25 protein-coding genes are annotated in these 25,206 nt (G+C 72.2%); 12 read left to right on the top strand and 13 right to left on the bottom strand.

Features of this window, described 5'->3' with window-relative positions; genetic code table 11:
• Positions 1–73: 73 nt before the first annotated feature.
• From LZG04_RS23690 to LZG04_RS23710, 5 genes are all read left to right on the top strand, one after another.
• Positions 74–964 (top strand): ACP S-malonyltransferase, encoded by an 891-nt coding sequence (locus tag LZG04_RS23690; RefSeq protein WP_374202858.1) that lies wholly within the window; start codon positions 74–76, stop codon positions 962–964.
• Positions 961–1,938, top strand: a complete 978-nt coding sequence (locus tag LZG04_RS23695; RefSeq protein WP_233820210.1) for a beta-ketoacyl-ACP synthase III — start codon at positions 961–963, stop codon at positions 1,936–1,938. The genes LZG04_RS23690 and LZG04_RS23695 overlap by 4 nt, the downstream gene beginning before the upstream one ends.
• A 61-nt stretch (positions 1,939–1,999) precedes the next feature.
• A complete protein-coding gene (locus LZG04_RS23700) occupies positions 2,000–2,239 on the top strand; it encodes an acyl carrier protein (RefSeq protein ID WP_053720023.1) in 240 nt (79 codons plus the stop codon).
• Positions 2,236–3,471: a beta-ketoacyl synthase gene (locus tag LZG04_RS23705; RefSeq protein ID WP_233820212.1), complete on the top strand. Its 1,236-nt coding sequence runs from the start codon at positions 2,236–2,238 to the stop codon at positions 3,469–3,471. The genes LZG04_RS23700 and LZG04_RS23705 overlap by 4 nt, the downstream gene beginning before the upstream one ends.
• Positions 3,472–3,498: 27 nt before the next feature.
• Positions 3,499–4,926, top strand: a complete 1,428-nt coding sequence (locus LZG04_RS23710; RefSeq protein ID WP_233820213.1) for an acyl-CoA carboxylase subunit beta — start codon at positions 3,499–3,501, stop codon at positions 4,924–4,926.
• A 132-nt stretch (positions 4,927–5,058) separates the two neighbouring features.
• Here the strand turns inward: LZG04_RS23710 and LZG04_RS23715 are convergent, their stop codons facing one another.
• The gene (locus LZG04_RS23715) at positions 5,059–5,637 is read right to left on the bottom strand and encodes a hypothetical protein (RefSeq protein ID WP_233820214.1); all 579 of its coding nucleotides are present in this window, start codon (positions 5,635–5,637) and stop codon (positions 5,059–5,061) included.
• Between the two features lie 499 nt (positions 5,638–6,136).
• On the opposite strand from LZG04_RS23715, the gene lanKC reads away from it, so the two are divergent.
• The 4 genes from lanKC (at position 6,137) to LZG04_RS23735 (ending at position 12,318) form a co-directional block, all read left to right on the top strand.
• Positions 6,137–8,668 (top strand): class III lanthionine synthetase LanKC, encoded by a 2,532-nt coding sequence (gene lanKC, locus LZG04_RS23720; RefSeq protein ID WP_233820215.1) that lies wholly within the window; start codon positions 6,137–6,139, stop codon positions 8,666–8,668.
• Between the two features lie 38 nt (positions 8,669–8,706).
• Positions 8,707–8,868, top strand: a complete 162-nt coding sequence (locus tag LZG04_RS23725; RefSeq protein ID WP_233820216.1) for a SapB/AmfS family lanthipeptide — start codon at positions 8,707–8,709, stop codon at positions 8,866–8,868.
• 145 nt (positions 8,869–9,013) lie between these two features.
• Complete coding sequence (locus LZG04_RS23730) at positions 9,014–10,606, top strand: ABC transporter ATP-binding protein (RefSeq protein WP_233820217.1); 1,593 nt, start codon at positions 9,014–9,016, stop codon at positions 10,604–10,606.
• Positions 10,606–12,318, top strand: coding sequence for an ABC transporter ATP-binding protein (locus LZG04_RS23735; protein WP_233820219.1), 1,713 nt, complete (start codon positions 10,606–10,608; stop codon positions 12,316–12,318). Before LZG04_RS23730 ends, LZG04_RS23735 begins: the two co-directional genes overlap by 1 nt.
• Before the next feature lie 255 nt (positions 12,319–12,573).
• Here LZG04_RS23735 and LZG04_RS23740 read toward each other — a convergent pair whose 3' ends face one another.
• Positions 12,574–13,077, bottom strand: coding sequence for a DUF3145 domain-containing protein (locus LZG04_RS23740; protein ID WP_123743506.1), 504 nt, complete (start codon positions 13,075–13,077; stop codon positions 12,574–12,576).
• 300 nt (positions 13,078–13,377) lie between these two features.
• Positions 13,378–13,608: a hypothetical protein gene (locus LZG04_RS23745; RefSeq protein WP_233820220.1), complete on the bottom strand. Its 231-nt coding sequence runs from the start codon at positions 13,606–13,608 to the stop codon at positions 13,378–13,380.
• A 440-nt stretch (positions 13,609–14,048) separates the two neighbouring features.
• Here LZG04_RS23745 and LZG04_RS23750 point away from each other — a divergent pair, with 440 nt between their 5' ends.
• On the top strand, positions 14,049–15,296 hold the full coding sequence (locus LZG04_RS23750; RefSeq protein WP_233820222.1) for a hypothetical protein: 1,248 nt from the start codon (positions 14,049–14,051) through the stop codon (positions 15,294–15,296).
• A 35-nt stretch (positions 15,297–15,331) separates the two neighbouring features.
• Here LZG04_RS23750 and LZG04_RS23755 read toward each other — a convergent pair whose 3' ends face one another.
• From LZG04_RS23755 to LZG04_RS23770, 4 genes are all read right to left on the bottom strand, one after another.
• Positions 15,332–15,703, bottom strand: a complete 372-nt coding sequence (locus LZG04_RS23755) for a hypothetical protein (RefSeq protein WP_233820224.1) — start codon at positions 15,701–15,703, stop codon at positions 15,332–15,334.
• Between the two features lie 118 nt (positions 15,704–15,821).
• The gene (locus tag LZG04_RS23760) at positions 15,822–17,183 is read right to left on the bottom strand and encodes an NAD(P)/FAD-dependent oxidoreductase (protein WP_374202868.1); all 1,362 of its coding nucleotides are present in this window, start codon (positions 17,181–17,183) and stop codon (positions 15,822–15,824) included.
• 54 nt (positions 17,184–17,237) lie between these two features.
• A complete protein-coding gene (locus LZG04_RS23765) occupies positions 17,238–17,804 on the bottom strand; it encodes a TetR/AcrR family transcriptional regulator (protein WP_233820228.1) in 567 nt (188 codons plus the stop codon).
• A gap of 218 nt (positions 17,805–18,022) precedes the next feature.
• Positions 18,023–18,709, bottom strand: coding sequence for a hypothetical protein (locus LZG04_RS23770; protein ID WP_233820230.1), 687 nt, complete (start codon positions 18,707–18,709; stop codon positions 18,023–18,025).
• 225 nt (positions 18,710–18,934) lie between these two features.
• Between LZG04_RS23770 and LZG04_RS23775 the strand changes: the two genes are divergently transcribed.
• Together LZG04_RS23775 and LZG04_RS23780 are read left to right on the top strand one after the other, a co-directional pair.
• Complete coding sequence (locus LZG04_RS23775) at positions 18,935–19,774, top strand: SGNH/GDSL hydrolase family protein (RefSeq protein ID WP_233820233.1); 840 nt, start codon at positions 18,935–18,937, stop codon at positions 19,772–19,774.
• Positions 19,775–20,001: 227 nt separating this feature from the next.
• Positions 20,002–22,251 (top strand): UvrD-helicase domain-containing protein, encoded by a 2,250-nt coding sequence (locus LZG04_RS23780; RefSeq protein WP_374202861.1) that lies wholly within the window; start codon positions 20,002–20,004, stop codon positions 22,249–22,251.
• 68 nt (positions 22,252–22,319) lie between these two features.
• Here LZG04_RS23780 and LZG04_RS23785 read toward each other — a convergent pair whose 3' ends face one another.
• The 6 genes from LZG04_RS23785 to LZG04_RS23805 all read right to left on the bottom strand — a co-directional run bounded on the left by LZG04_RS23785 (position 22,320) and on the right by LZG04_RS23805 (position 25,200).
• Complete coding sequence (locus LZG04_RS23785; protein WP_233820235.1) at positions 22,320–23,024, bottom strand: hypothetical protein; 705 nt, start codon at positions 23,022–23,024, stop codon at positions 22,320–22,322.
• On the bottom strand, positions 23,018–23,464 hold the full coding sequence (locus LZG04_RS43060) for an ice-binding family protein (protein ID WP_374202862.1): 447 nt from the start codon (positions 23,462–23,464) through the stop codon (positions 23,018–23,020). Before LZG04_RS43060 ends, LZG04_RS23785 begins: the two co-directional genes overlap by 7 nt.
• A 29-nt stretch (positions 23,465–23,493) precedes the next feature.
• Positions 23,494–23,772, bottom strand: a complete 279-nt coding sequence (locus tag LZG04_RS43065) for a hypothetical protein (protein WP_374202863.1) — start codon at positions 23,770–23,772, stop codon at positions 23,494–23,496.
• 318 nt (positions 23,773–24,090) lie between these two features.
• Positions 24,091–24,423 carry a fluoride efflux transporter CrcB gene (gene crcB, locus LZG04_RS23795; protein WP_233820236.1) on the bottom strand — a complete coding sequence of 111 codons (333 nt, stop codon included), beginning with the start codon at positions 24,421–24,423 and terminating at the stop codon, positions 24,091–24,093.
• Positions 24,420–24,773: a CrcB family protein gene (locus LZG04_RS23800; RefSeq protein ID WP_233820237.1), complete on the bottom strand. Its 354-nt coding sequence runs from the start codon at positions 24,771–24,773 to the stop codon at positions 24,420–24,422. Before LZG04_RS23800 ends, crcB begins: the two co-directional genes overlap by 4 nt.
• The gene (locus LZG04_RS23805; RefSeq protein ID WP_233820238.1) at positions 24,763–25,200 is read right to left on the bottom strand and encodes a MarR family winged helix-turn-helix transcriptional regulator; all 438 of its coding nucleotides are present in this window, start codon (positions 25,198–25,200) and stop codon (positions 24,763–24,765) included. Before LZG04_RS23805 ends, LZG04_RS23800 begins: the two co-directional genes overlap by 11 nt.
• Positions 25,201–25,206 lie beyond the last annotated feature (6 nt).

Here is a 25,206-nt window from a genome sequence, read left to right on the forward strand (position 1 = left end):
AACCGCCGCGAACGTGTTCAGTGAGCGGGTGATCGCGCTCCTCGCCCCCGGACAGGGGTCCCAGACACCCGGCATGCTGACCCCCTGGCTCGACGTCGAGGGGGCCGGCGAGCGCGTCGCCGCGTGGTCCGAGGCGACCGGTCTCGACCTGGTCCGGCTGGGCACCACGGCGGACGCGGACGAGATCAAGGACACCGCCGTCACGCAGCCGCTCGTGGTCGCGCTGGCGCTGCTGGCCTACGAGGAGCTGCGCCGCCGGGTCGAGCTGCCCAGCGATACGGTCGTCGCCGGTCACTCCGTCGGCGAGCTGGCCGCCGCGGCGATCGCGGGCGTGCTGAGCACCGACGACGCGGTGGCGCTGGCCGCCGTGCGCGGCGCCGAGATGGCCGCCGCCTGCGCGTTGACGCCGACCGGCATGGCCGCGGTGCTCGGCGGCGAGGAGGACGAGGTGCTGGCCCGGCTCGACGAACTCGGCCTGGTCGGCGCGAACCGCAACGGCGCGGGCCAGATCGTGGCCGCCGGTCCGCTGGACGCGCTGGAGCGGCTGGTCGAGGAGCCACCCGGACGGGCGAAGATCCGCACGTTGAAGGTCGCGGGCGCGTTCCACACCCGGTTCATGGCGCCCGCCGAGGAGGCGTTGCGCGCCCGTGCCGCCGGGATCGTGGTGAAGGACGCCGCGCTGCCGCTGCTGTCCAACGCCGACGGTGGCGTCGTCTCCGACGGCGACGAGGTGCTGAACCGACTGATCTCCCAGGTGACCCGCCCCGTGCGGTGGGACGCCTGCCAGGCAACCCTGGCCGGGCGCGGCGTGAGCGCGGTGGTCGAACTGCCGCCCGCGGGCGCGTTGACCGGCCTGGCCAAGCGCGAACTGAAGGGCACACCCACCTTGGGCCTCAAGACCCCCGACCAGCTCGACCAGGTCGTCGAGATGATCACCGCGACCCCCGCGGAGGTGGCCGAGTGACCACCTTCTCGGTCCCCACCGGCCCGGTCGGCAGCCGCATCATCGGCTTGGGCAGCTACCAGCCCGAGACGATCGTGAGCAACCACGACCTCAGCCTGCGCATGGACACCTCCGACGAGTGGATCCGCGACCGGGTCGGCATCGTCAACCGCCGCGTGGCCAAGCCGGACGAACTGCTGGTCGACATGGCGGTCGAGGCGGGCGCCAAGGCCGTCGCCGACGCCGGGCTCGCCCCGTCGGACATCGGCGCGGTCATCGTGGCCACCTGCACCATGCCGTCCCAGATCCCCAACGCGGCGGCGCAGGTCGCCGACCGGATCGGGGTCAAGGGCGCGCCCGCGTTCGACCTGAACGCCGCGTGCGCCGGGTTCTGCTACGCCCTGGGCACCGCCTCGGACCTGGTCCGGGCGGGCACGGCCCGGCACGTGCTGGTCATCGGCGCGGAGAAGCTGACCGACTGGGTCGACGGCGACGACCGGTCGACCGCGATCATCTTCGCCGACGGCGCCGGCGCGGCGGTCGTCGGGCCGTCCGACGAGCCGGGCATCGGCCCGGTGTCGTGGGGCAGCGCGGGCGACCTCGTGGACATGATCCACGTCAAGGACCGGGCGTCGTTCATCTTCCAGGAGGGCCAGGCGGTCTTCCGGTGGGCGACCACGCAGATCGCGCCGATCGCGCTCAACGCGATCGAGCTGGCCGGCCTGCAGGTGTCCGATGTGGACGTCTTCGTGCCGCACCAGGCGAACCTGCGCATCGTCGAGGCCATCGCGAAGCGGTTGCGCGCCAAGGGTGCGCGTGAAGACCTCGTGATCGCTCGTGACATCGTGGACTCCGGCAACACCTCGTCCGCTTCGATCCCGCTCGCGCTGGACCACATGCGCGCGGCGGGAGAGGTGCGCAGCGGTGACGTGGCGCTGCTCGTCGGCTTCGGGGCGGGCCTGTCCTACGCGGGACAGGTCGTCCGGCTGCCGTGACCGCTATTCCAGACTCCGGTGGGACGACCCAGCCGGCGAAGCAAGAAGGAAGGGATTTTCAGTGAGCAACGAGGACATCCAGAAGGGGCTCGCCGAGATCGTCGAGGAGGTCGCCGGTGTCGAGGCGGCCGACGTGACGGCTGACAAGTCCTTTGTGGACGACCTGGACATCGACTCGCTGTCCATGGTGGAGATCGCCGTGCAGGCCGAGGACAAGTTCGGCGTGAAGATCCCGGACGACGAGCTGGCCAACCTCAAGACCGTGGGCGATGCGGTCAACTACATCGCCAGCAACGCATGACCAGTAACAACGACGTCGTCGTCACCGGGCTGGGTGCCACCACCCCGCTCGGTGGCGATGTCGCCTCCACCTGGGACGCCCTCCTGGCCGGCCGCAGCGGCGTGCGCACGCTGACGGCCGACTTCGTGGAGCGCTTCGACCTGCCGGTGAAGATCGGCGCGCCGCTCGCGGTCGAGCCGACCGAGGTGCTGCCGCGGGTCGAGGCGCGCCGGCTGGACCGCTGCGAGCAGGTCGCGGTGGTCGCCGCCCGCCAAGCGTGGGCGGACGCCGGGTTCGGTGACGACGACGTCGACCCCGAGCGGCTCGGCGTCGTGGTGGGCACCGGCATCGGCGGCGCGATGACGCTGCTGGACCAGGACGACCTCATCGAGGCGTCCGGCCTGCGCAAGGTCTCGCCGCTGACCGTGCCGATGCTCATGCCCAACGGCCCGGCCGCGCACGTCGGCCTGGACCTCAAGGCACGCGCGGGCGTGCACGCGCCGGTGTCGGCCTGCGCGTCCGGCGCGGAGGCGCTGGCCTGGGCGTACCGGATGCTGAAGTCGGGCGAGGCGGACGTGGTCGTGGCCGGTGGCGCGGAAGCGTGCATCACCACCATCACCATGGCGGGCTTCATCCAGGCCCGGACCATGAGCACCCGCAACGACGACCCGGAACGCGCGTCGCGCCCGTTCGACGTCAACCGGGACGGGTTCGTGCTCGGCGAGGGCGCGGGGATCATGGTGCTGGAGCGCGAGGACTTCGCCCGCGCCCGCGGCGCCCGGATCTACGGCAGGCTCGCGGGCATCGGCACCAGCTCCGACGGCCACCACATCACCGCGGCCGACCCGGAGGGCATCGGCCAGTCGCGGGCCATCGCCAAGGCGATCCGCGCGGCGGGTGTCGACCCGGCCGACATCGGCCACGTCAACTGCCACGCGACGTCCACCCAGGTGGGCGACGTGATCGAGCCGCAGGCCGTGCGCCGCGCGATCGGCGACCACCCGGTGCTGACCGCGCCCAAGGGCAACCACGGCCACCTGCTCGGCGCGTCCGGCGCGGTGGAGGCGATCACCACGCTGCTGTCGGTCCGCGACGGCATCGTGCCGCCGACGTTGAACCTGGAGAACCAGGACCCGAAGGTGCAGTTGGAGGTCGTCACCGGCGAGCCGCGCAAGATCGACCTCGTCGCCGCGGTCAACAACTCGTTCGGGTTCGGCGGGCACAACGTCTCGCTCGTCTTCACCCAGGTCTGACGTCCACGTCCCACGAGGAGCTTCCCGATGACCGCCCTTGCGCCCCCGCCGGTGCACCCGGAAGCGGACGGCGACACCGATCCGCGCGACCCGGAGGTCCGGCTGGCGCAGTTGCTCGACCCGGGGTCCGTGGTGCCGTTGCGCCCCCGTGACGGCAGCGGCATGTTCGCCGTGCGCGGCCGGGTCGACGGCGCGAAGGTCGTCGCGTACTGCAGCGACGCCACGCGGATGGGTGGGGCGCTGGGTGCGGAGGGGTGCGGGCACATCGTGGAGGCGATCGAGACGGCGGTGCGGGAGCGCATACCCGTGATCGGCGTCTGGCACTCGGGTGGTGCGCGGCTGCCGGAGGGCGTGGAGTCGCTGGACGGCATGGGTCGGATGTTCGCGGCGATGATCCGGGCGTCCGGTCGGGTGCCGCAGATCTCCGTGGTGGTCGGTCCGGCGGCGGGTGGCGGCGCGTACGGGCCGGCGTTGACCGACGTGGTGATCATGGCCCCGGCCGGCAAGGTCTTCGTGACCGGGCCGGACGTGGTCCGGTCGGTGACCGGCGAGCGGATCGACATGGACGGGCTGGGCGGTGCGGAGGCGCACGGGCGCAGGTCCGGTGTCGTGCACGTGATCGCGGACGACGAGCCGGACGCCTACCTGCGTGCGCGGCGGATCACCGGGCTGTTCGCGCGGCCCGGTGTGTTCGACCTGCACTCGGTGCCCGACGGCGAGGATCTGCGGGCGTTGCTGCCGGAGCGGCCGCGGCGGGCCTACGACGTCAGGCCGCTGGTGCGGGCGATCGTGGACGACGACTCGTTCGAGGAGTTGCAGGCGAGGTGGGCGGCCAACGTCGTGGTCGGTCTCGGTCGGCTCGGTGGGCGCACGGTCGGTGTAGTCGCGAACAACCCGATCCGCAAGGGCGGGTGCCTGGACTCGTTGTCGGCGGAGAAGGCGGCGCGGTTCGTGCGGATGTGCGACGCGTTCGGCGTGCCGCTGCTGGTGCTGGTGGACGTGCCGGGGTATCTGCCGGGGGTCGGGCAGGAGTGGGACGGCGTGGTGCGGCGGGGCGCGAAGCTGCTGCACGCGTTCGGTGAGGCCGTGGTGCCGCGGGTGACGTTGGTGACGCGCAAGGCGTACGGCGGCGCGTACATCGCGATGAACTCGCGCTCGCTGGGTGCGACGGCGGTGTTCGCGTGGCCGATGGCCGAGGTGGCCGTGATGGGGGCCGGGGCGGCGGTCGGCATCCTGCACCGCAGGAGGCTGGCGGCCGTGCCGGACGAGGAGCGGGAGGCGTTGCACGCCCGTCTCGTCGAGGAGCACGAGCGCGTCGCGGGTGGCGTGGACCGGGCGATCGCGATCGGCGTGGTGGACGAGGTCGTGGAGCCGACGAAGACGCGGCGGAAGCTGGCGCAGGCCCTCGCGGCGGCGCCGGCGGGCCGGGGCGCGCACGGCAACATCCCGTTGTAAGGGGGCCGGCGTCGTCGGTGGGGTCGCTGAGGTCGGGGGGCGACCCCACCGTCGTGTCCTGAGCGTTGAACTCGGGGGTCCTGAACGTAGGACTCACGCGTTCCGAACGTAGGACTCACGCGTTACGCGGGGTCAGCAGGGGGTGAACTGGGAGGTCGAGCCCTCGGTGCCCAGGTCGACGCGCAGCACGCCCCGTTCCACCTGCAACGGGTAGACCACGCGCCAGTGGATGCAGTCGGACTGCAGCTCGGCCGGCGCCTTGGCGACGTCCTGCGTGCTGGTGAACGTCATCAGCACCCGTAGCCGCTCCGGCGTGACCGATTCGATCCGGTGCACCAGGATCGACCCGTCCCGCGAGCTCTCGTAGTCCGACAACCACCGCGTCCTGGGCGTCTGCCCGACCCGGTGCGCGGTGACGGTCTTGGCCCACTGCTCGTAGTCGTGGGCGTTGATCGCGTCGAAGAACTGCTGGAGCACCTCGCGCACGCGCTGGCCGTCGGGGTGCTGCGCCGCGTCGACGCTGAGCTGCACCGTGCCGGGGCCCGGCTGGGCGCTGCGCGGCACCGAGCTGGACGGCCCCGAGCCGGGCGCCGCGACCTGGTCGCCCTGGGCCACCAGCGGCCGCTGGTAGACCTCCCGCGCCAGCACGCCGACGCCCGCGGTGGCGGCGGCGACGAGGAGCACGGCGGGCAGCAGCAGGCGCGCGGACACCCCTGGAGGGTGCCACAGCGTCCGTTCGTGCGGATAATCACCCGGACGGTGCAGCGGAAAGCCCGCAGAGTGCGGTTTGAACGTCCTGCCATAACCACTCACAATGACTTCACCACACCATTGCGCCCACGTTCTCGAGATATCGGGTCCACCCCGTCCCGAAAACGGGCCGAGGAACACCTGCCCGGCCCTTTCGACACGGTCCGTGACGATCACCGCATATCAGCGGGCAGCCGAAAAAACCGCAGGTGGGGACACCCGAAAGCGAAGAACGATCGCGTTTCGTTTAGCCGCTCCACGTAGCCGCTCTCCGCACGTCCGTGCGCTTAAACATCGCGATCGGGTGACGTCAGGCATCTTATACCCACTAGCAGTACCAATTCGAGGAAAGCTCATGCACACGAATGGACGCCCACACCCCCGAAATGGTGGATTGGCTTCTCAGCCGGTGGCGTGCGGGAATTAGCCGGTCGGATAAATCGCGAGGAGGCGAAATCCCGTGGACCTCCGCTATGAGGCCTACTGCTTCGCGGACCGTCTGTTCTACGACGTGCAAAGCCACGCGGAAACCGCCGAAGACGATTTCTCGCAGGTGCTGCCGGCGTTGCCGGACGGCTGGACGCAGGGTGACCGCAACATCTGGCGACACATCCACCCGGACGGGGTGGTGCTGCCCAAGCAGGGCTGGAAGGTGCACGTCTCGGCCACCGTGCGCAACGCGGGCGAGGTGCTGCTGAAGTCCTACGAGTACCTGATCGCGCGCCGCATCCCGTTCAAGTACCTGCGCACCCGGTCGATCGTGCTGGCGCGCAACTCGAAGTACGCACCGCGCGAGGGCAGCGGGAAACTGATCACCATTTACCCGGCCGACGAGGCGCAGCTGGAAACGACGCTCGCCGAGTTGTCGGAGATCCTCGACGGCCAGCCGGGCGCGTACATCCTCAGCGACCTCCGCTACGGCGCCGGCCCCCTGTTCGTCCGCTACGGCGGGTTCGTGGAGCAGTGGCTGGAGCGGGACGGCAAGCGCGTGCTGGCGATCGAGGGTCCGGACGGCGCGCTCGTGCCCGACCAGCGCAAACCGACGTTCTGGGTGCCGGACTGGGTGAAGCTGCCCGCGTGCCTGGAAGAGCACCTGGCCGCGCGGCGCGCCGGTGACGCCGACGCGTTCCCGTACCGGGTGGTGCAGTCGCTGCACTTCTCCAACGGCGGCGGCGTGTACGAGGCGGTGCGCAAGGCCGACGACAGACAGGTCGTGCTCAAGGAGGCCAGACCGCACGCCGGGCTCGACCGCGAGAACATCGACGCGGTGGCCCGGTTGCGCCGCGAGCACGCGATGCTGACCAGGGTGGCCGGTGTGCCCGGCGTGCCCGAGGTCTACGAGCACTTCACCGCCTGGGAGCACGAGTTCGTGGCCATGGCCCGGGTCACGGGCCGCCCGCTGGGCCAGTGGCTGGGCAACAACTACCCGCTGACCCACCACGAGGTCACCGACGAGGCGGTCACCGCCTACACCGCGCGGGCGTTGAAGCTGGTCGCCGACGTCGAGCGGATCGTGGCCGCCGTGCACGAGCGCGGTGTCGTGTTCAGCGACCTGCACCCGCTCAACGTCCTGGTGGACGACGACGACGCGGTGTCGCTGATCGACTTCGAGCTGGCGTTCGGCATCGAGGAGAACGGCAGGCCCACGCTCGGCGCGCCGGGGTTCCAGGCGCCGCCGGACCGCACCGGCTTCGAGATCGACGAGCACGCGCTGGCCGCGTTGCGCCTCTACGTCTTCCTGCCGCTCAACGCCGTGATCGAGCTGGCCCCCGTGAAGCTGCGCGCGCACGTGGACTTCATCCAGCGGCGGTTCGGCCTGCCCGACGAGTACTGCGCGAAGATCCTCGACGTCCTGACGCCCCGCGACGGGCAGCCGGGCCCCGCCACCACCGCGCTGGACGTGCCGGAGCCGGACTGGCAGCTGGTGCGCAAGTCGATCGCGGCGGGCATCCTGGCCAGCGCCACGCCCCAGCGCGCGGACCGGCTGTTCCCCGGTGACGTGGAGCAGTTCGAGATCGGTGGCGCGGGCTTCGGCTACGGCGCGGCGGGCGTGCTGCACGCGTTGCACGTGACCGGCATGGGCCGCTACCCCGAGCACGAGCAGTGGTTGCTGGACGCGGTGCGCCGCGAACCGCCGAAGGAGCCCGGCTTCTTCACCGGCGCGCACGGCATCGCGCACGTGCTGGAGAACTTCGGCCACCACGACCTGGCCGAGGAGCTGGTCCGCTCCTACGCGCAGATGGTGCCGGACACCCGTGACCACGGCCTGAGCGCGGGCCTGGCGGGCATCGGGCTGAACCTCCTGCACTTCGCCGGCACCCGTGACGACGAGACCTACGTCGCCCAGGCGCTGGAGCTGGGCGAACGGCTCGACACCGCGCTCGCCGACGCCGAGCCGCCCGGCTCGAAGGCCCGCGCGGGCTTCGAGCACGGCTGGTCGGGCCCGGCGCTGCTGTTCCTGCGCCTGTTCCAGCACACCGACGACCGCCGCTGGCTCGACCTCGGCGTGCGCGCCCTGGAGCGGGACCTGGCCGAGACGATGACCGCGTTGGACGGCTCGACGCAGGTCCGCGACGGCAACTTCCGCACCCTGCCGTACGTCGGCGTCGGCAGCGCGGGCATCGCCCTCGTGCTCAACGAGTTCCGCCTGGCCGCGCCCGACCTGCCCGTGGTCGAACGGCTGCCGGAGCTCGTGGGCAGCACGACCGGCGAGTTCGTGATCCAGCCGGCGCTGATGCTCGGCCGGGCCGGCCTGCTGGCCACCCTGGCCCACGCGGGCGGTCCCCGGCAGGCGATCGACCGGCACCTGGCCGCGCTGTCCTGGCACGCCGTGCCCTACCAAGAGGGCCTGGCGTTCCCCGGGATCCAGTTGCGGCGGCTCTCGATGGACGTCGACACCGGCGGCGCGGGCGTGCTGCTGGCGCTCGGCGCGGTCCTGGACGGCACACCCGTGCTGCCGTTCCTCACAGCCCCGGCCCTCACCGGCCGGTAGCAGTAACCCTTTCCAATCCCCCGAATTGAGGAGTCACGATGGACTTCATCCTCGACCTGCAGGACCTCGAGACCCCCGAGGCCCAGTCCAACGCCATGGCGAGCGGCGGCAGCAGCGGCGGTGGCGGCAGCACGACGGCGTCCAACGCCTCCCTGCTGCTGCCGTGCAGCCACTCCACCGTCAGCCTCGTCCTCTGCTGACACCCGCCACGCGGGTCCGGGTGAGCGGCGCAGTCGAAGTGCGCCGCTCACCCGGCTTTTTCCCACGTCGCGGGATCGCCTGGCAACCGACCTCGCGCGTCACATGATGCGCCCACCGCGGCGATCGACCTAGGAGTCCCAGATCGTGGTGCTGTCCACCGTCGTCCGGCGCGACCTCCGGTGGGTGCTGCTGGCGTTGAACGCACTGCTCGCCACGGCCGCCGGCCTGCTGCTGCCGACCGCCCTCGCCTCCGCCGTGGACATGGCGCTGGACGGCCGGTTGGCCGCCGGCACGGTGTGGTGGCTGGTCGGGCTCGCGGGCGTGGAGGTGGTCGGCGACGCGATCGGCGTGGTGCTGGCGGCGGCGATCACCGCACGTGGCGCGGCCCGGCTGCGCCACCGGCTGACCGCCCACCTGCTCGCGCTGGGCCACCCGGCGCGGTTCGAGGCCGGTGACGCGGTGAGCAGGCTGACCGGCGACAGCGCGATCGCGGGCGGTGTCTCGGTGCTCGCGGTGAACCTGGGCATCTCGGTGGTCACGGCGGTCGGCGCGATCACCGCGCTGGCGCTGCTGGACTGGCGGCTGGCCGTGGTGTTCCTGCTGAGCGTGCCGCTGGCCGCGTTGCTGGTGCGGTCGCACCTGCGCCTGACGGCCGCGGACGTGGCGACCTACCAGGAGGTGTCCGGCGAGCTGTCGGCGAGGTTGGTCGACGCCGTCGGCGGCCTGCGCACCATCGCCGCCTCCGGTCGTGCCGACCAGGAGGCCGAACGAGTCCTGCGGCCGCTGCCCCGCCTGACCGCCGCCGGCGTCGGGATGTGGCGCACGCAGGCCCGGATGATCTGGCGGGCCGGCCTCCTGCTGCCCGCCGTGGAGCTGGCCGTGCTGACCGCCGCGGGTTTCGGCGTGGTCGCGGGCCGGCTGAGCGTCGGCGACGTCCTCGCCACCCTCGGCTACGTGGCCCTGGGCATGACGGTGGTGGGGCAGACGACCCTGCTCACGGCCCTCCAACGCGCACGCGCGTCCGCCCACCGCCTCGAAGAAGTCCTCACCACACCCCTGCCCCCGCAGGACCAACCGGGTCACGCCCCACCCGGCGAGATCACGCTGACCGGCGTCACCGTCCCCGACGCGCTGCACGACGTCGATTTGACCGTGCCCGCCGGGACGTTCGTCGCCGTGGTGGGCCGGTCGGGCTCCGGCAAGTCCGCGCTGGCCTCCGTCATCGGCGGGCTGGTGCGGCCGTCGTCGGGTGACGTCCGGCGCGGCGGCTCCGTCGGCTACGCCTTCGAACGGCCCGCCCTCGTCGGCACGACGGTCGCCGACGCCGTCCGCTACGGCACCTCCCGCGAGCGGACCGACGTCGAAGCCGCCTGCCGCGCCGCCCAGGTGCACGACGTGGTCGTCCGCCTCCCGCAGGGCTACGACACCCCGATGTCGGCCGCCCCGATGTCCGGCGGCGAGGCGCAACGACTGGGCCTGGCCAGGGCGTTCGTCCGCGACCCGGCCGTCCTGGTGCTCGACGACGCGACCGCGAGCCTCGACATGGTCACCGAGTCCACAGTGGAACGCGCGGTCGAGTCCGCGTTGCCCGGCCGGACCAGGGTGGTCGTCACGCACCGCGCCGCGACCGCCCGCCGCGCCGACGTCGTCGTCTGGCTGGACGACGGCCGGGTCCGCGCCACCGGCACCCACTCCGACCTCTGGGACGACGACGAGTACCGGGCGGTGTTCGGCTGATGACCTACCTGCGGGCGTTGCGCGACCAACGGCGCGGCATCGCCGTCCTGCTCGGCTGGTCGGTGCTGGAAGGCGTGCCCGCCCTGCTGTCCGGCCGCCTGGTCGGCCTGGCCGTGGACCGGGGCTTCGCCGCCGGCCGCCCGTGGACCGGCGTGGCCTGGCTGTTGGTGTTCGCCGCGGTCGCGGTCCTGGGCGGCTTCGGCCTGCGCCAGGTCTTCACGCGCCTGGGCGCGGTCGTCGAACCGCTCCGCGACGCCCTCGTCCGCCAGGTCGTGCGGGGCGTCCTGCACGCCGGCACCCACACCCGCCAACCGGACGCGAGCGCCGTCGCGAGGATCACCCGCCACGTCGAAGTCGTCCGCGACGCCACCGCCGGCGTCCTCGTCCAGGCCAGGGCACTGCTGGTCACCACGACCGCCGCCCTGGTCGGCCTCGCCGCGACCGTCTCCTCCTTGGCCTGGCTGGTGATCCTGCCCGTCCTGGCGGCCTTGCTCCTCTTCGGCCTGCTCCTGCCCTCCCTGGCCCGCGGCCAACGCCGCCTCGTCCTGGCCGACGAGCAGGCGGCCTCGGTCGCCGGCACGGTCTTCCTCGGCGTCCGCGACGTGACCGCCGTGCACGGGGCCGACCACGCCCTGCGCGACGTCATGACCCAGGTCGATCACCAGGCCGCCGCCACCGTCCGGATGGCCTTCGCCACCGCGCTGCGCGGCGTCGTCATCGCCTTGGGCGGCTTCGCCCCGCTGGTGCTGTTGCTGCTCATGGCACCGGGCATGGTCCGAGCCGGCACGCTGACCACCGGCGAGGTGCTCGGCGCGGTGGTCTACCTGAGCACCAGCGTCCAACCCGCGCTGCGCCGCCTCGCCGACACCACGAGCACCATCGTGCTCCGCCTCGTCATCGCCCTGCGCCGCCTGGCCGAGGCCGCCCCGCCGATCGACGTCCCGACCGGCGACGCCGTCCCGAAGAACTCCGAGATCGAACTGCGCGCCGTCACCTTCGGCTGGAGCCCCACCGCCGAACCGATCGTGCGCGACCTGGACCTGACCCTCCCACCGGGCTCCCACCTGGCCGTCGTGGGCCCCAGCGGCATCGGCAAGTCCACCCTGGCGGGCCTGCTCACCGGCCTGGTCGAACCCCAAGCCGGCGAAGTGCGCTTCGGCGGCGTGCCGGTGCGCTCGACCACCCCGCAACTGCGCCACCAGCGCATCGCCCTGGTGCCCCAGGAGACCTACCTCTTCACCGGCACCGTCCGCGAGAACCTGGCCCTGCTCGACCCGACCGCCCCCGACGCCGCGCTCCTCGAAGCCGCCGCCGCCGTCGGCGCATCCGACCTGATCACCAAGCTGGGTGGCCTCTCGGGCACCATCGGCCACTCCGCCACGGGCCTCTCCGCCGGCGAAGCCCAACTCCTCTCCGCCGCCCGCGTCTACACCTCGTCCGCCGACGTCGTGATCCTCGACGAAGCCACCTCAGCCCTCGACCCGGCCGCCGAAGCCATCGTCGAACAAGCCTTCGCCTCCCGAGGCGGCACCCTGATCGTCATCGCCCACCGACTCTCCTCAGCCCTCCGAGCCGACCGAGTCCTCCTGATGGACGGCGGCCCCCCACTCTTGGGCAACCACCAGGACCTGCTGGCCACCTCCCCGCTCTACCGCGACCTGATGGCCGCCTGGCAAGCCCCCACCACCACCGACCCCCAGCCCACCCACTGAACAACGAAGCCCAACCAGCCCCAACGGACCCGGCACCAACCCACCGAGGCCCGATTTGACATGGGTTCGGGTGCTTGAGGCTGGTCGAAGCCGGCAGGCCCGGCGGGACGCTCTTCCCCGCCGGGCCTGCCGGCTTTGGCCTGCCTGGAGTGCCCGTACGGGCCCCATGTCAAATCGAGCCGGGCTCAACCACCGAGCCGCCCGAACTACAAGGAGCGCGGCCAGAAGCAAGCCACCCCAACCAGGACCGGGACCTCAGCCAACCCGGTGCAACCACGTCACCGGCGCACCATCACCAGCCCGCCGGAACGGCTCCAACGCGTCGTCCCACGCCGCCCCGAGGATCTCGTCCACCCCGTGCGCGAACGACTCGCCGCCTCTGCTGCGCGCCGCCAACGCCCGGAGTTGGTCCTCTGAAACAACTATGTCGCCGTTCGCGCTCGTGCGCGCGTGCCACAACCCCAACACGGGCGCGAAGCAGTACCGCACGCCGTCCACGCCCGGACTCGGGTCTTCCGTCACCTCGAACCTGAGCATCGGCCACGCCCTGAGCGCGGACACGAGTCGGGCACCGGTGCCGGCGTCGCCGGTCCAGTTGCATTCGGCGCGCAACTGACCTGGCGCCGCGGGTTGCGCCGCCCACTTCAGGTCCGCTCGCTCACCGAGGGTGCCCGAGATCGCCCACTCGACGTGCGGACAGACCGCAGACGGCGACGAGTGGACGTAGACCACGCCACTGCTGCTGCCACGGGTGCTCACAGCTGACCTCCGCTACTCGACGAGGGACGTCTTCCCCTACGACCTCTCGATGACGCGGACGATCTTGCGAATTCCCGACTTGGTCATTCTGCCCGCTACGGCAGCAGTCCGCCATAAGAACCATCCCGTTCCTCACCCGGGCGGGTCAGATACAGGACTTTCGACCCTAAATCGGTGACCTGACGGCCGGAGACCGCGCCGCGAGGTCACTTTCCGAGATCACCCGGGAGCCGACCGCGATCATCACCGATCACCACCCGACCACCTCCCGATCACCGACCCACGATCACCAACCGATGATCACATCGCGCCGACCACCGCCACCTTGTGCCGGTGACGTGCGGTGCCGCCACGGACGTGCCGCTGATCGTGTTGAACGTCCACGTCCAGCAACCCCAGCCGGTTGCGCGGCTGCGACCCGGTGGCGCAGATCACCACGCCGGACGGCCCGCAGGAGTTGTCGACCACCTTGATCGGTGGGCGCACCGACGTCGGCCCGCCCGCGCCGCACGCGGTGGTTCTCCAGCACACAGTTCAGCACCGCGCCGGTGGAGATCACCGCGACCGTGACGCCGCTGCCGTCGGGCACCAGCCCGTTCGCGCTGGTTCGCCTCGACGTGCATCATCCCGCGTGCGGTGATCCGGGCGAGCCCGGACTCCCGCACCTGCGGGCACACCGCCGGACAACTGACCGGCGAGCAACATCCAGACGGGTGCGAGTGGACCGGCCGAGGCGGGCGGGACGACCGCCGCGGACAGTGCCGGCGTGCCCGCCGCGAGCAGGGCGGCTTTGCGCAGCACGGACGAACCTCCAAGGCAGGGGCAACCACCCCCACCACAACTCACGCCCGCTCAGGTGATGGTCGTCACGCGCTGTCATGACCCGCGATGCGCGCGGCAGACCGCGACCCGGCGGCGCTACCGTGTCCGACCGTGTGGAACGCCGACCAGCGCGACCTTGTGGTGATCCCGTGCGGCTGATCCGACTCGGGACCGAGCCGTCCGCGGTGGGCGCCGACGTGCGCGCCGCGTTGAGCACGTGGGGCGTCGGCGACGCCGTGCTCGGCGGTGTCGCGCTGCTCGGGGTGCGCCCGCCGGACTGCCCCCGCGAGCTGGACGCGGTCATCGTGCTGCCCCGAGGCGTGCTCGTGGTCGTCGGCGTGGACCTGCCCGACCCGGCCATGCGGCTGGAGGCACCGCTCAACGGGCAGTGGAAGATCGACGGCTGGCCGCTGACCCGCCCGGACGGCGCGACGAGCCCGGCCGCCGAGGCGCTCGCGGCCGCCACCGCCGTCGCCCGGCGCATCCAGGACATGCGCGGCGAGCCGCTGCCGGTGACCACCGTCGTGGCGGTCGGCCCGTACGTCGGCCAGGTCGTGCAGCCGACCGTGGACCTCAACCGCGGCGTGCGCGTCCTGCACCCCAAGCCGACCTCGCTGCTGGCCGCCGCACGGGAGCTGGCCACCAGCGACCGGCCGTGCTCGGCCGAGCACGCCGCCAAGCTGGTCGCCGTGCTCGCGCCGACCGGCGCGCCGCCCGCCCGACCGCACCTGGTCGCCGAGGGCTTCTCCGACACCGCGGCCGACCTGGCGTCGGCGAGCACGATGCTGCTGCCGAAGATCGCCCCGCCGCCGACCAAGCGGCAACTGCTGCCCTACGTGGGTGGCGTGGTCGTCGCCGTGCTGCTGATCGTCGCCCTGGTGATCTCGCTGAGCCCGAGCGACTCCGCCGACAGCTCCACCTCACCCAGCCCGACCCCGCAACCGACCACCGTCGTCGTGGACGGCCGCAGCTTCACGCCCCGCGGCGCGGACCGCACCGACGACTGCGCCGGCCATGCGTTCGGCGACGTGCAGGTGTGGCTGTCGCAGCACGTCTGCATGCAGCTGCGGCGCGCCCAGTACGAGACCACTGTGGACGGTCGCAGGGCCGGTGTCGCGATCGCCGAGCTGAGCCTGCCCGACGCGACGAGGGCGGGCGAGCTGCACGCGATCGCTTCCGTGGCGGGCGCGGGCGGCGTCACCCCGCTGGTCGCCGAAGGTCGGACGTGGCCGGGCGGCCCGGCGTCGTTCGACCGGTCGGCCATCGACGTCTCGGCGAAGGGCGCGCAGGTCCGCATCACGCAGGTGGTGTGGGCCGAGGGCGAGCGGGACCCGGCCGACCCGGCGCTGGCCGAGCTCACCGACCAGGCCCTGCGCCTGCCCGCCTCGCAGCAGTAGCCGACCGCCGACGGCACCGACGCGCGCCGGGATCGTCACCGTCCGGCGCGCACCATCCCGACGCCGATCAACCCGAACGCCACGTGCAGCACGATCACCAACCCGGCCACCGCGCACAACGTCTCGGTGCCCGGTTTGCCCGTGATCGCCCCGAAGGAGAACAACCACCCGCCGACCGCGATCGCGAATCCGGTGAACATCACCCATTTCGGCACGTGCGCCAGGCAGAGCAACGCGTGCGAACGCGCCCGGAACAACGTGTGTAGCACGACCGGCACGACCAGGAACCCCGGCAGGTGCACCGCGACCGGTGGCCAGGAAGGCCCGCCGGGCAGGAACGTGGACGCGATCACGAAGGCGCACCACACCACCGCGCCGATCGCGAGAGCCACTGTTCCCCTGGTCACACCGGCAGTGTAATGAGCTGAAGCCGCATTTTGCGGTTAAGAGTCTTTATGGCCCCACCACTGGTACGGCACTCGGTGGAAAGTGTGCACGATGGGCTGACGCGCGGTCTACGCAGCGTCAGAGACCATAGGCCTCGAGCAGCCTCAACCACACCTCACTGATGGTGGGGTACGCCGGAACGGCGTGCCACAACCGGTCCACGGTCACCTCGCCGACGATCGCGATCGTCGCCGCGTGGATCAGCTCGGCCACGTCCGGGCCCGCGAACGTGACGCCGACGAGCGTGCGCCTGCCCTCGTCCACGATCATCCGCGCCTTGCCCCGGTACCCGTCCGCGTGCAGCGACGACCCGGCCACCGCGATGTCGAGGTCGACGACCCGGATGTCCAGCCCCGCCTCACGGGCCTGCGCCTCGGTCCACCCGACCGACGCCACCTCGGGGTCGGTGAAGACGACCTGCGGCACGGCGGTGTGGTCCGCCGTCGCGACCGGGGCGGTCCACGGTCGCGGGTCGGTGGCACCGGTGACGATCGCCGTGCCGACCGCCCGTGCGGCGTACTTGCCCTGGTGGGTCAGCAACGCGCGACCGGTGACGTCACCCGCCGCGTACAGCCAGTCCACTCCGGACACCCGGCCGGTGTCGTCGACGTCGAGCGCCTTGCCCGCCGTGAAGCCGAACCGCTCCACGCCGAGGTCGAACGTCGCCGGCTGCCGGCCGGTCGTGATCAGCAGGTGCGCGCCGCCGACCGACGACCCGTCGGACAACCGCAGCTCGACGCGTCCGTCCGAACCGGACACGCCGACGGCCTTCGCCCCGGTGACCAACCGGACCCGGTCCTCCCGCAACCCCTCGGCGACCAGGTCGCCCGCGAACGCCTCGAACTTCGGCAACGGCCGCTCGCCGGAGACGACGAGCGTGACGTCGGAGCCCAGCCGGGCCCACGCCTGCGCCATCTCCACGCCGACCACGCCACCGCCGAGCACCACCAACGACTCGGGCACCTCCTGCGCGGAGGTCGCCTCGCGGGACGTCCAGTACGGCACGTCCGACAGGCCGGGCAGCGACGGGATGCGCGGCACGCTGCCCGTGCACACCACGACCGCCTTGGTCGCGGTCAGCACCCGGCCGTCCACGTCGACCCGGCGCTCGCCGGCCAGCCTGCCGCGCCCGCGCACGACGGTCAGCCCCGCGCCCTCGGCCCACTCGACCTGGCCCGAGTCGTCCCAGTCGGAGGTGAAGCTGTTGCGCCGCTTCAGCACCTCCACCGGGTCCAGGCGCGCCCCGACCGGCACGCCCGGCACCCGGCGGGCGGCGGCGAGCGCGTGGCCGGGGCGCAGCAACGCCTTGCTCGGCATGCACGCCCAGTACGAGCACTCACCGCCGACGCGTTCGGCTTCCACCAACGCGGTCCGCAGCCCACCGGCGGCGGTCCGGGCGGCGGCGTTCTCGCCCACCGGGCCGCCGCCGATCACGATCACGTCGAAGTCGTCGCTCACCGGTCCACCCCACACCACCTGGACCGGCGCGGCAAGTCACGCGGGGTCGAACACCCCGGACAGCATCCTCAAGATCACGCCGTCGGCGGTGCGCAGCACCACCGGGCGCTCGTCCGGCTCCACCCGTTCGGCCAACTTGAACATCGCGTCGGCGGTCTGGGCGGCCATCCGGAACGTCAACGTGACCGGCGCGTCGCCGCGCACCGCGAAGCGACCCAGGAACAGGTCGCGCAACCGTTCGGCCATCAGCTCGTACTGGTCGACGGAGGAGTCGAGGCGGTGGCCGTCGAGCAGGTCGCTGAACCGCACCCGGCCGAAACCGGGTATCTCGACCAGCATCCGCAGGTAGACGCCGACGACCTGTTGGACCGCCTGGCGCCAGTCGTCGGCGAGCCGGCCCTCGGTGAACAGCGCTTCGACCCGGCTCAGGTACTCCTCCATGCCGCGCAGCGCCAACGCGTGCACCACCGAGCGCTTGTCCGGGAAGTATTGGTAGAACGATCCAATTGGCACGCCGGCTAGCTCGACGATCCGGGCGGTGGTGATGTCGTCGTAGTCGTAGTCGTTCAGCAGCGTCGCGCAGGCATCGACAATCGCGGACACCGTCGCGGCGCCGCGCTGCTGAACGGGCTGACGACGCATCACCCTGGCTAAGCGGTTTTCGGCGGGATTTTCTGGCACGGGCACATCTTGATGGATACGGACCGGTAAGCCCAAACAGACGATTCCGGAATGTGATGTGAGGTGGGCTCAGCTTTCGTGTTCGGATTGTTGGGGTGCAAAACTATTTGGATACCCTCACTGAAATCGCCGCACACCCCTCATCGCGATCCGCGCTGCGCCGGGACCGGTTTCGGCAGTTCACCGGGTGTGCCGCCGGTCCCGCCGACCGACCGGGGCCGTTCGGTGCAAGCCCCGCCGACGATCGGCGTCCCCGGCCGGCGGCGCGGTGGCCGAGTCACGTAGGGGCCGACCAGCCGGGCCAGCAGCAGCCCCGGCGCGAGCAGCGGCACCACCGCCGACAGCGCCACCGCGGTCGCGCCGGCGCGGGCCACGTCCTTCGGAATGACCGCCACCCGGTCGACCACGAACGCCCGCCGCCCGGTCAGCGACACCAACCCCATCACCGCCAGGAACACCGCGAGCGCCACCAACGCCCAGCGCACCGCGACGTAGCCGACGTCCTCGGCCGCCGCCATCACCGCGAGCCAGCCGACCAGCGCCGAGACCTGCCTGCCGGGGCTCGTCATCGCCCACAGCAGGCCGCCCGCCGCGGCCAGGAAAGCCGTGCGGCCGTCGAACCACGCCCGCGTCGCGTCCAGCCACCCCGTCGGCAGGCCCGCCCAGCGCACCGGCAGCACCTCCAGCGGGCTCGGCGCGCCGAAGGGCTGCCCCACCACCCACGCCAGCGACCACGTCGACACGACCGCCGCGAACCCGAGCTGCCACCTCGGCCGGTCGACCGCGATGCGGCACAGCCTGGCCAACTCCCGGCGCTTCTCCTTCACACGCCCCAGCGTGCCGGAGTGATCATGGCCCGTGAGCCGGTTTCACCCGCGTGCCTTCGTAGAGCCGCTCATCGGGTGGTGGGGCCCTCACGCCGCGTGCCGGCGACCCCGGGCACGCCGCCGCCACCCCTCCTGGGTGATCTACCCGCGCTCACCGGCGCACCGGGCCCGCGCAGGCCACATCATGTCGAGCGGACACGACCCGATCACCGAGAGGAGGCGCTCGTGCGCAGGCTGCTACCGGCACTGCTGGCGGTGCTGTCGATCACCTGGGGCACCGGCGCGGCGACCGCCGAGCCGGACGTCGAGTACGTCGCGCTGGGCGACTCGGCCGCCGCGGGCCCGCTCATCCCCCAGCAGGACCCGGTCGACCCGGGCTGCCTGCGCTCCACGCGCAACTGGCCGTCCGTGCTGGCCGAGCTGATCGGGGCCCGGCTCACCGACGTCACGTGCTCGGGCGCCGTCACGGAAAACCTCACCTCGGCGCAGGCGACCGTCAAGGGGACGCACGAGCCGCAGGCGCAGGCGCTGAGCCCGTCGACCGACCTGGTCACGCTCACCATCGGCGGCAACGACGTCGGCTTCGTGGAGGCGGCGCTGGGCTGCGTGAACCTGCTGCCGGAGCCCGCGGGCACGTCGTGCCGCGACCGGCTCACCGCGAACGGGCGGGACGAGCTGGCCGAGCGGGTCGACGCCTACGCCGCCGAGTTCGCCGCCGCGCTGGACCTGATCGCCGCCCGCGCGCCCTCGGCACGGGTCGTGGTCGTCGGCTACGGCACCTACATCCGCCCGGGCGGCTGCTACCCGGACCAGCCGGTCTGGGGCCGTGACGCGGACTACCTCCAGGGCGCCGTGCACCGGTTGAACGAGGTGTTCGCCCGCGAGGCGGCCGCGCACGGGGCGCAGTTCGTCGACATCGCGCCGCCCAGCGTGGGCCGTGACGCGTGCGCGCCGGCGCGGAGCAGGTGGTTCGAAGGGGTGGTGGCGACCGGGCCGGCCGCGCCGCTGCACCCGAACGCGGACGGCATGGCGGCCATCGGCGCGATCGTCGCCGGTCGGTTGTAGCGCCGGGGCACCGGGCGACCAGGCCGCCGTCGAGCACCCGCTCGATGGCGGCCTTCGCACGTCACGGGGTCGGGCAGCGGGGCGGGGTTTTCCGGCACGGGCGCCAAGAACGTGTAGTAGATTAGACGTTCTGCGCCGGACGGTGCGCAGGTCTGCAAGCCCGCAAGAAACCGTCAGCCGCATTGCGACACAGGCTGATATACCACGCTATCCAGAAATGAGGCACGTTGTCAAGCCCCTCCGATGACCTCCGGCTCGCGGAAACCGAGTCGGAGCAGGAATACGTGTCGATGCTGTACGGCAGGCTGGACGACCTCCGCGAACAGAGCTCGAAGCGCCTGGCCGGCGCCCTGCGGCAAACCGGCGGGACGCACCAGATGCGGTCCGAGCGGGACACCTCGGTGGCCATGTACTCCGACCAGTTGGCGCAGTACAGCGCGGTGGAGAACGGGCTGTGCTTCGGCCGGCTCGACTTCCACACCGACGAACGGTTCTACATCGGCCGGATCGGCTTGTTCGACGAGGACAAGGAGTACGAGCCGCTGCTGATGGACTGGCGCGCGCCCGCCGCCCGCCCGTTCTACCTGGCCACCGCCGCCGCGCCGGACGGCGTGCGCAGGCGCAGGCACCTGCGCACCAAGCAGCGCAAGGTCGTCGGCTTCGACGACGAGCTGCTGGACATCAACTCGGTCGACCCGAACCGCCCGTCCGAGGGCCTGACCGGCGAGGCCACCCTGCTGGCCGCGGTGAACGCGAGCCGCACCGGCCAGATGGGCGACATCGTCGCGACCATCCAGGCCGAGCAGGACAAGATCATCCGCACCGAGCTGAACGGCGTGGTCGTCGTGCAGGGCGGTCCGGGCACGGGCAAGACCGCGGTCGCGCTGCACCGCGCCGCCTACCTGCTCTACACGCACCGGCGGCAGCTGGCCAAGCGCGGCGTGCTGGTGGTCGGGCCCAACTCGACGTTCCTGCGCTACATCGGGCAGGTGCTGCCGTCGCTGGGTGAGACGGGCGTGCTGCTGTCGACCGTGGGCGAGCTGTTCCCCGGCCTCACCGCCGTGGGCCGCGAGCCCGCCGAGGTGGCCGCGCTCAAGGGCCGCATCGAGATGGCCGACGTGGTGGCGCACGCGATCCGCGACCGGCAGGAGGCGCCGAGCCTGGTCGAGGTCCCGTTCGACCAGGACGTGCTGCGGCTGGACCGGCGGGCGATCAGCGACGCGCGCGGCCGGGCGCGGCGGACCCGGCGACCGCACAACGAGGCGCGGCGCACGTTCCAGCGCGAGATCATCTCCACGCTGGCCTCGCAGGCGGTGGCCCGGCTCGGCAGGCACCTGCTCGACCAGGCCGACATCGACGACATCCGGCGCGAGCTGCGCGAGGACCCCGCCGTGCAGGCCGCGATCGAGAAGCTGTGGCCGACGTTGACGCCGCAGCGGCTGCTGGAGGACCTGTACGCGTCGCCGAAGCTGATCGCCAAGGCCACGCCGAAGTTCACGCCCGCCGAGCGCGAGCTGCTGGTGCGCCCGCGCGGCTCGGAGTGGACGCCCGCCGACGTGCCGCTGCTGGACGAGGCGGCTGAGCTGCTCGGCGAGGACGACACCGAGGCCAAGGCGCGGGCCGAGCGGCAGCGGCGGCAGGCGATCGACTACGCCCAGGGCGTGCTGGACATCCTCGACCTGGAGGACGACGCCGACCCGGACATCCTGATGGCGACCGACCTGGTCGACGCCTACCGGCTGGCCGAGCGGCACGGCGCGGAGCGCTACGAGACGGCGGCCGAGCGCGCGGCGGCGGACCGCACGTGGACGTTCGGGCACGTCATCGTGGACGAGGCGCAGGAGCTGTCGCCGATGGCGTGGCGGACGCTGATGCGCCGCTGCCCGTCGAAGTCGATGACCGTGGTGGGCGACATCGCGCAGACCGGCGACATCGCGGGCGCGTCGTCCTGGCACGAGGTGCTGTCGCCCTACGTCATGGACCGCTGGAAGCTGACCGAGCTGACGGTGAACTACCGGACGCCGTCGGAGATCATGGCCGTGGCGGCGGACGTGCTGAAGTCGGTCGACCCGGACCTGGTGCCGCCGACATCGGTGCGCGACAGCGGTTTCGAGCCGTGGAGCCTGCGGGTGCCTTCGGTGCCCGAGGCGCTGCCGTCGCTGGTGGACAAGGAGGTCGCCGCGATCGGGGACGGCAAGCTGGCCGTGATCGTGCCCGCCGCGTCGGTGGCGTCGCTGCGCGAGACCGTGCCGGGTGCTTCGGACGACCTCGACGCGCAGGTGGTCGTGCTCGGCGTGACCGACGCCAAGGGCCTGGAGTTCGACTCGGTGCTGGTGGTCGACCCGGCGGGCATCCTGGCCGAGTCGCCGCGCGGGGCCAGCGACCTGTACGTGGCGCTGACCCGGGCCACCCAGCGGCTGGGTGTCGTGCACGCCGGCGACCTGCCGGAGGTGCTGGGCCGGTTGGCTACCGCGTGATCGGTTGGGCGGTGAGCGGGGCGCCCCGGTCGGTGCGCTTGCGCGGCACCGACCGGGCCCTCACCGCCTCATACCGCTACTTGTTCCACCGCGCTCGCTGACGTCCGACGCCGATGAGCGCCGCGCCCAGCGCCAGGAACAGCGCTCCGACGCTCACCAGCAGGCCGAGCGGGGTGGTCGACCCGGTGTCGGCGAGTTCGCTCGGGTGGTGTGGAACGTGCCCCGGTGGCACCGGGCCTCCCGGGTGGGGAGTCGTACCGGGCACCCCGACACCGCTCGTCGTCGTGGTGGTCGTCGGGGAGCCAGTGGTCGTCGTGCTGGTGGGTGCGCCCGTCGTCGTGGTGGTCGCGCCTGTCGTCGTGGTCGTCGGTGCCGTGGTCGTGGAACCCGTCGTCGTCGTGGTCGGCGCGGTCGTCGTCGTGCCGGTCGTCGTAGTCGTCGTACCCGTCGTCGTCGTAGTGGTCGGTGCCGTGGTCGTCGTCGTGGTCGTCGTACCCGTCGTCGTCGTGGTCGGCGCGGTCGTCGTCGTGGTGGTCGTAGTCGGCGCGGTGGTCGTTGTGGTCGTCGTCGGCGTGGTGGTCGTCGTGTCCGTCGTCGTGGTCGTCGTCGGCGTGGTGGTCGTCGTGGTCGTCGTCGGCGTCGTAGTCGTCGTGTCCGTCGTCGTGGTGGTGGTCGTCGGCGTGGTGGTCGTCGTGTCTGTCGTCGTGGTCGTCGTCGGCGTCGTGGTCGTCGTGTCCGTCGTCGTGGTGGTGGTCGTCGGAACGGGCTAGCACACGTCCGTGGTGAACGTGTTGTCGTCCAGGGTGACCGAGCCGTTGCGCGCCAGTGCGCGTCCCTGGACGTCCGCACCCGTGTTCACCGTGATCGACGTCAACGCCATGATCGTGCCGACGAAGTCGGAGTTCGTGCCGAGCGTCGCGGAACTGCCCACCTGCCAGAAGACGTTGCACGCCCTGGCGCCGTTGATCAGGCTGACGACGCTCGCCGAGCCGGTGATCAAGGTCGAGGGGATCTGGAAGATCCAGACCGTGTTCGGGTCGCCCTGGCCGTCGAGGGTGAGCGTCCCGTTCAGCTCGGTGGCCCCGGATGCCCGGTACACGCCGCCTACCAGCGTCAGCCCGACGAGGTCCGCGGGTAGCGCCTGCCCGGTGGGGGCCCGTCCCGCGGCGTCGTCATACGCGACTGTCAGGTCGGCTTGTGCTTGAGCCGCCACCGCATCGGTCTGGTGCGTGGTCCCATTGACTACGCCCGGGGGAAGCCTGTGATGGAAGTGCCGGGACTCACGCCGAGGTCTCCGCTCAGCACGGTCTCGCCGGTGTTCGTGACCGACTGACCGCCCAGCACCGAGAAGCTCTCCGCCACGCCGAGCTCGACGGGCGCCTCGACCGCGTGCGCCGCCGGTGGTCTCGCCAACGCGGCGATCAAGGTCACGGTGCTCACCATCGCACCGAGCGCCACTGCCGCGACCCAGCGGCGGTGCCAGGTCTCCCCGAAGACCGCCCTCACCGGATTGCCGTCCATCCGTATCGCCTTCCCGTCGATCGGTCGACCGGGCCGGTACGACTCGGCCGGTGCGCTCGGGCGGTCCGGGTCTGCTGCGTGGGCACGGACGCGTGACCCACTTGGCCAGTCCACAGTGGACTGAAGATCGACCGGCTTACCGCCCCGATCACTGTCGGGAGACGTTATGGGCGGGCCCCGGAGCCCGCCACGCGGAGCCGCCGTTTCCACCTGACGGTGCGAATGACCACCCGAACGAGGTGTCTGTCCAGGTTCCGTTGGCTTGAAGACGTGCTCAGCCGGGCGGCGCGACTTCCCGGGTGAACGACGACCTTCCTGTCATCGAGCGAGCGCGTAGCCGAGGGCGGCGGCGGCCACGCCGGCGGTCAGGCTCGCGGCGACGTTGGCGAACGCCTGCCGGTAGCGGCCGTCCTCGGTCAGCCGGACCGTCTCGTAGCTGAACGTGCTGTAGGTCGTGAGGCCGCCGCACAGGCCCGTCCCGACCAGCGCGACCAGGTCCGGTGACGCGCCCGCGACGCAGCCGAGCACGAACGAGCCGACGACGTTGACCGCGAGCGTGGCCCAGGGGAACGTCCGCCGCACCAGCCGACCGGCCGCGTACCGCAGGGTCGCGCCCACCGCCGCGCCGACGAAGACCAGCAGCGCGGTCACGGCGCCACCTTGCGGGTCACGGCCATGGCGGCGAAGGTCGCGCCCAGCGCCAGCACCAGCGTGGCGAGCAGGTACGCGAACGCGGTGAGGCCGCCGAGCCGCACCGCGTCCAGCGCGTAGCCCGAGAACGTGGTGAAGCCGCCCAGCACGCCGATGCCGAGGAACGGCCGCGCCAGCGGGTGCAGGCGCGGCACCAGGACCATCAGCACGCCGATCAACGCGCAGCCGACGACGTTGACCAGGAGCGTGGCCCACGGGCCGGGCGCGACCGCGGTCAGGCCGTACCGGGCCAGACCGCCGATCCCGCCGCCCAGCGCCACGACCGCGACGGTCCGGGCCTCAGTGCGCACGCAGGTGGTCCACCAGGTGGTCCAGGGCGGCCAGGGCGCGCACCACGTCGGCGCGCTCGCCCGGGTCGAGCTTGTCCAGCGCCGAGCCGATGCGCTTCTCGTGCGCGGACTGCCACACGGCGAGCTGCTCGTGGCCTTGCGGCGTCACGGAAAGCCGGGCCACGCGCCGGTCGGTGGGGTCACCCGCGCGTTCCACCAGGCCGTTCTCGATGAGCTGGCCGACGAGTCCGCTGACCGTGTTCGGCGCCAGCCGCAACTCGGCCGCGAGGTCGCCCACGCGCATCGGAGGACGCTCGGCGAGCGTCTGGAGCAACTCGACCTGCGCCATCGGCAGGGAGTCCCACGGCCATTCCGACCGGATGCTCGTGCGCAGTGCCCGGCGGAGCCTCGTGACCACGTCGGTGAGCGAGCGTGCCTCGTCTGACATGCGCGA

The organism is Saccharothrix sp. S26 (genome assembly GCF_021390395.1).
Classification (GTDB): domain Bacteria; phylum Actinomycetota; class Actinomycetes; order Mycobacteriales; family Pseudonocardiaceae; genus Actinosynnema.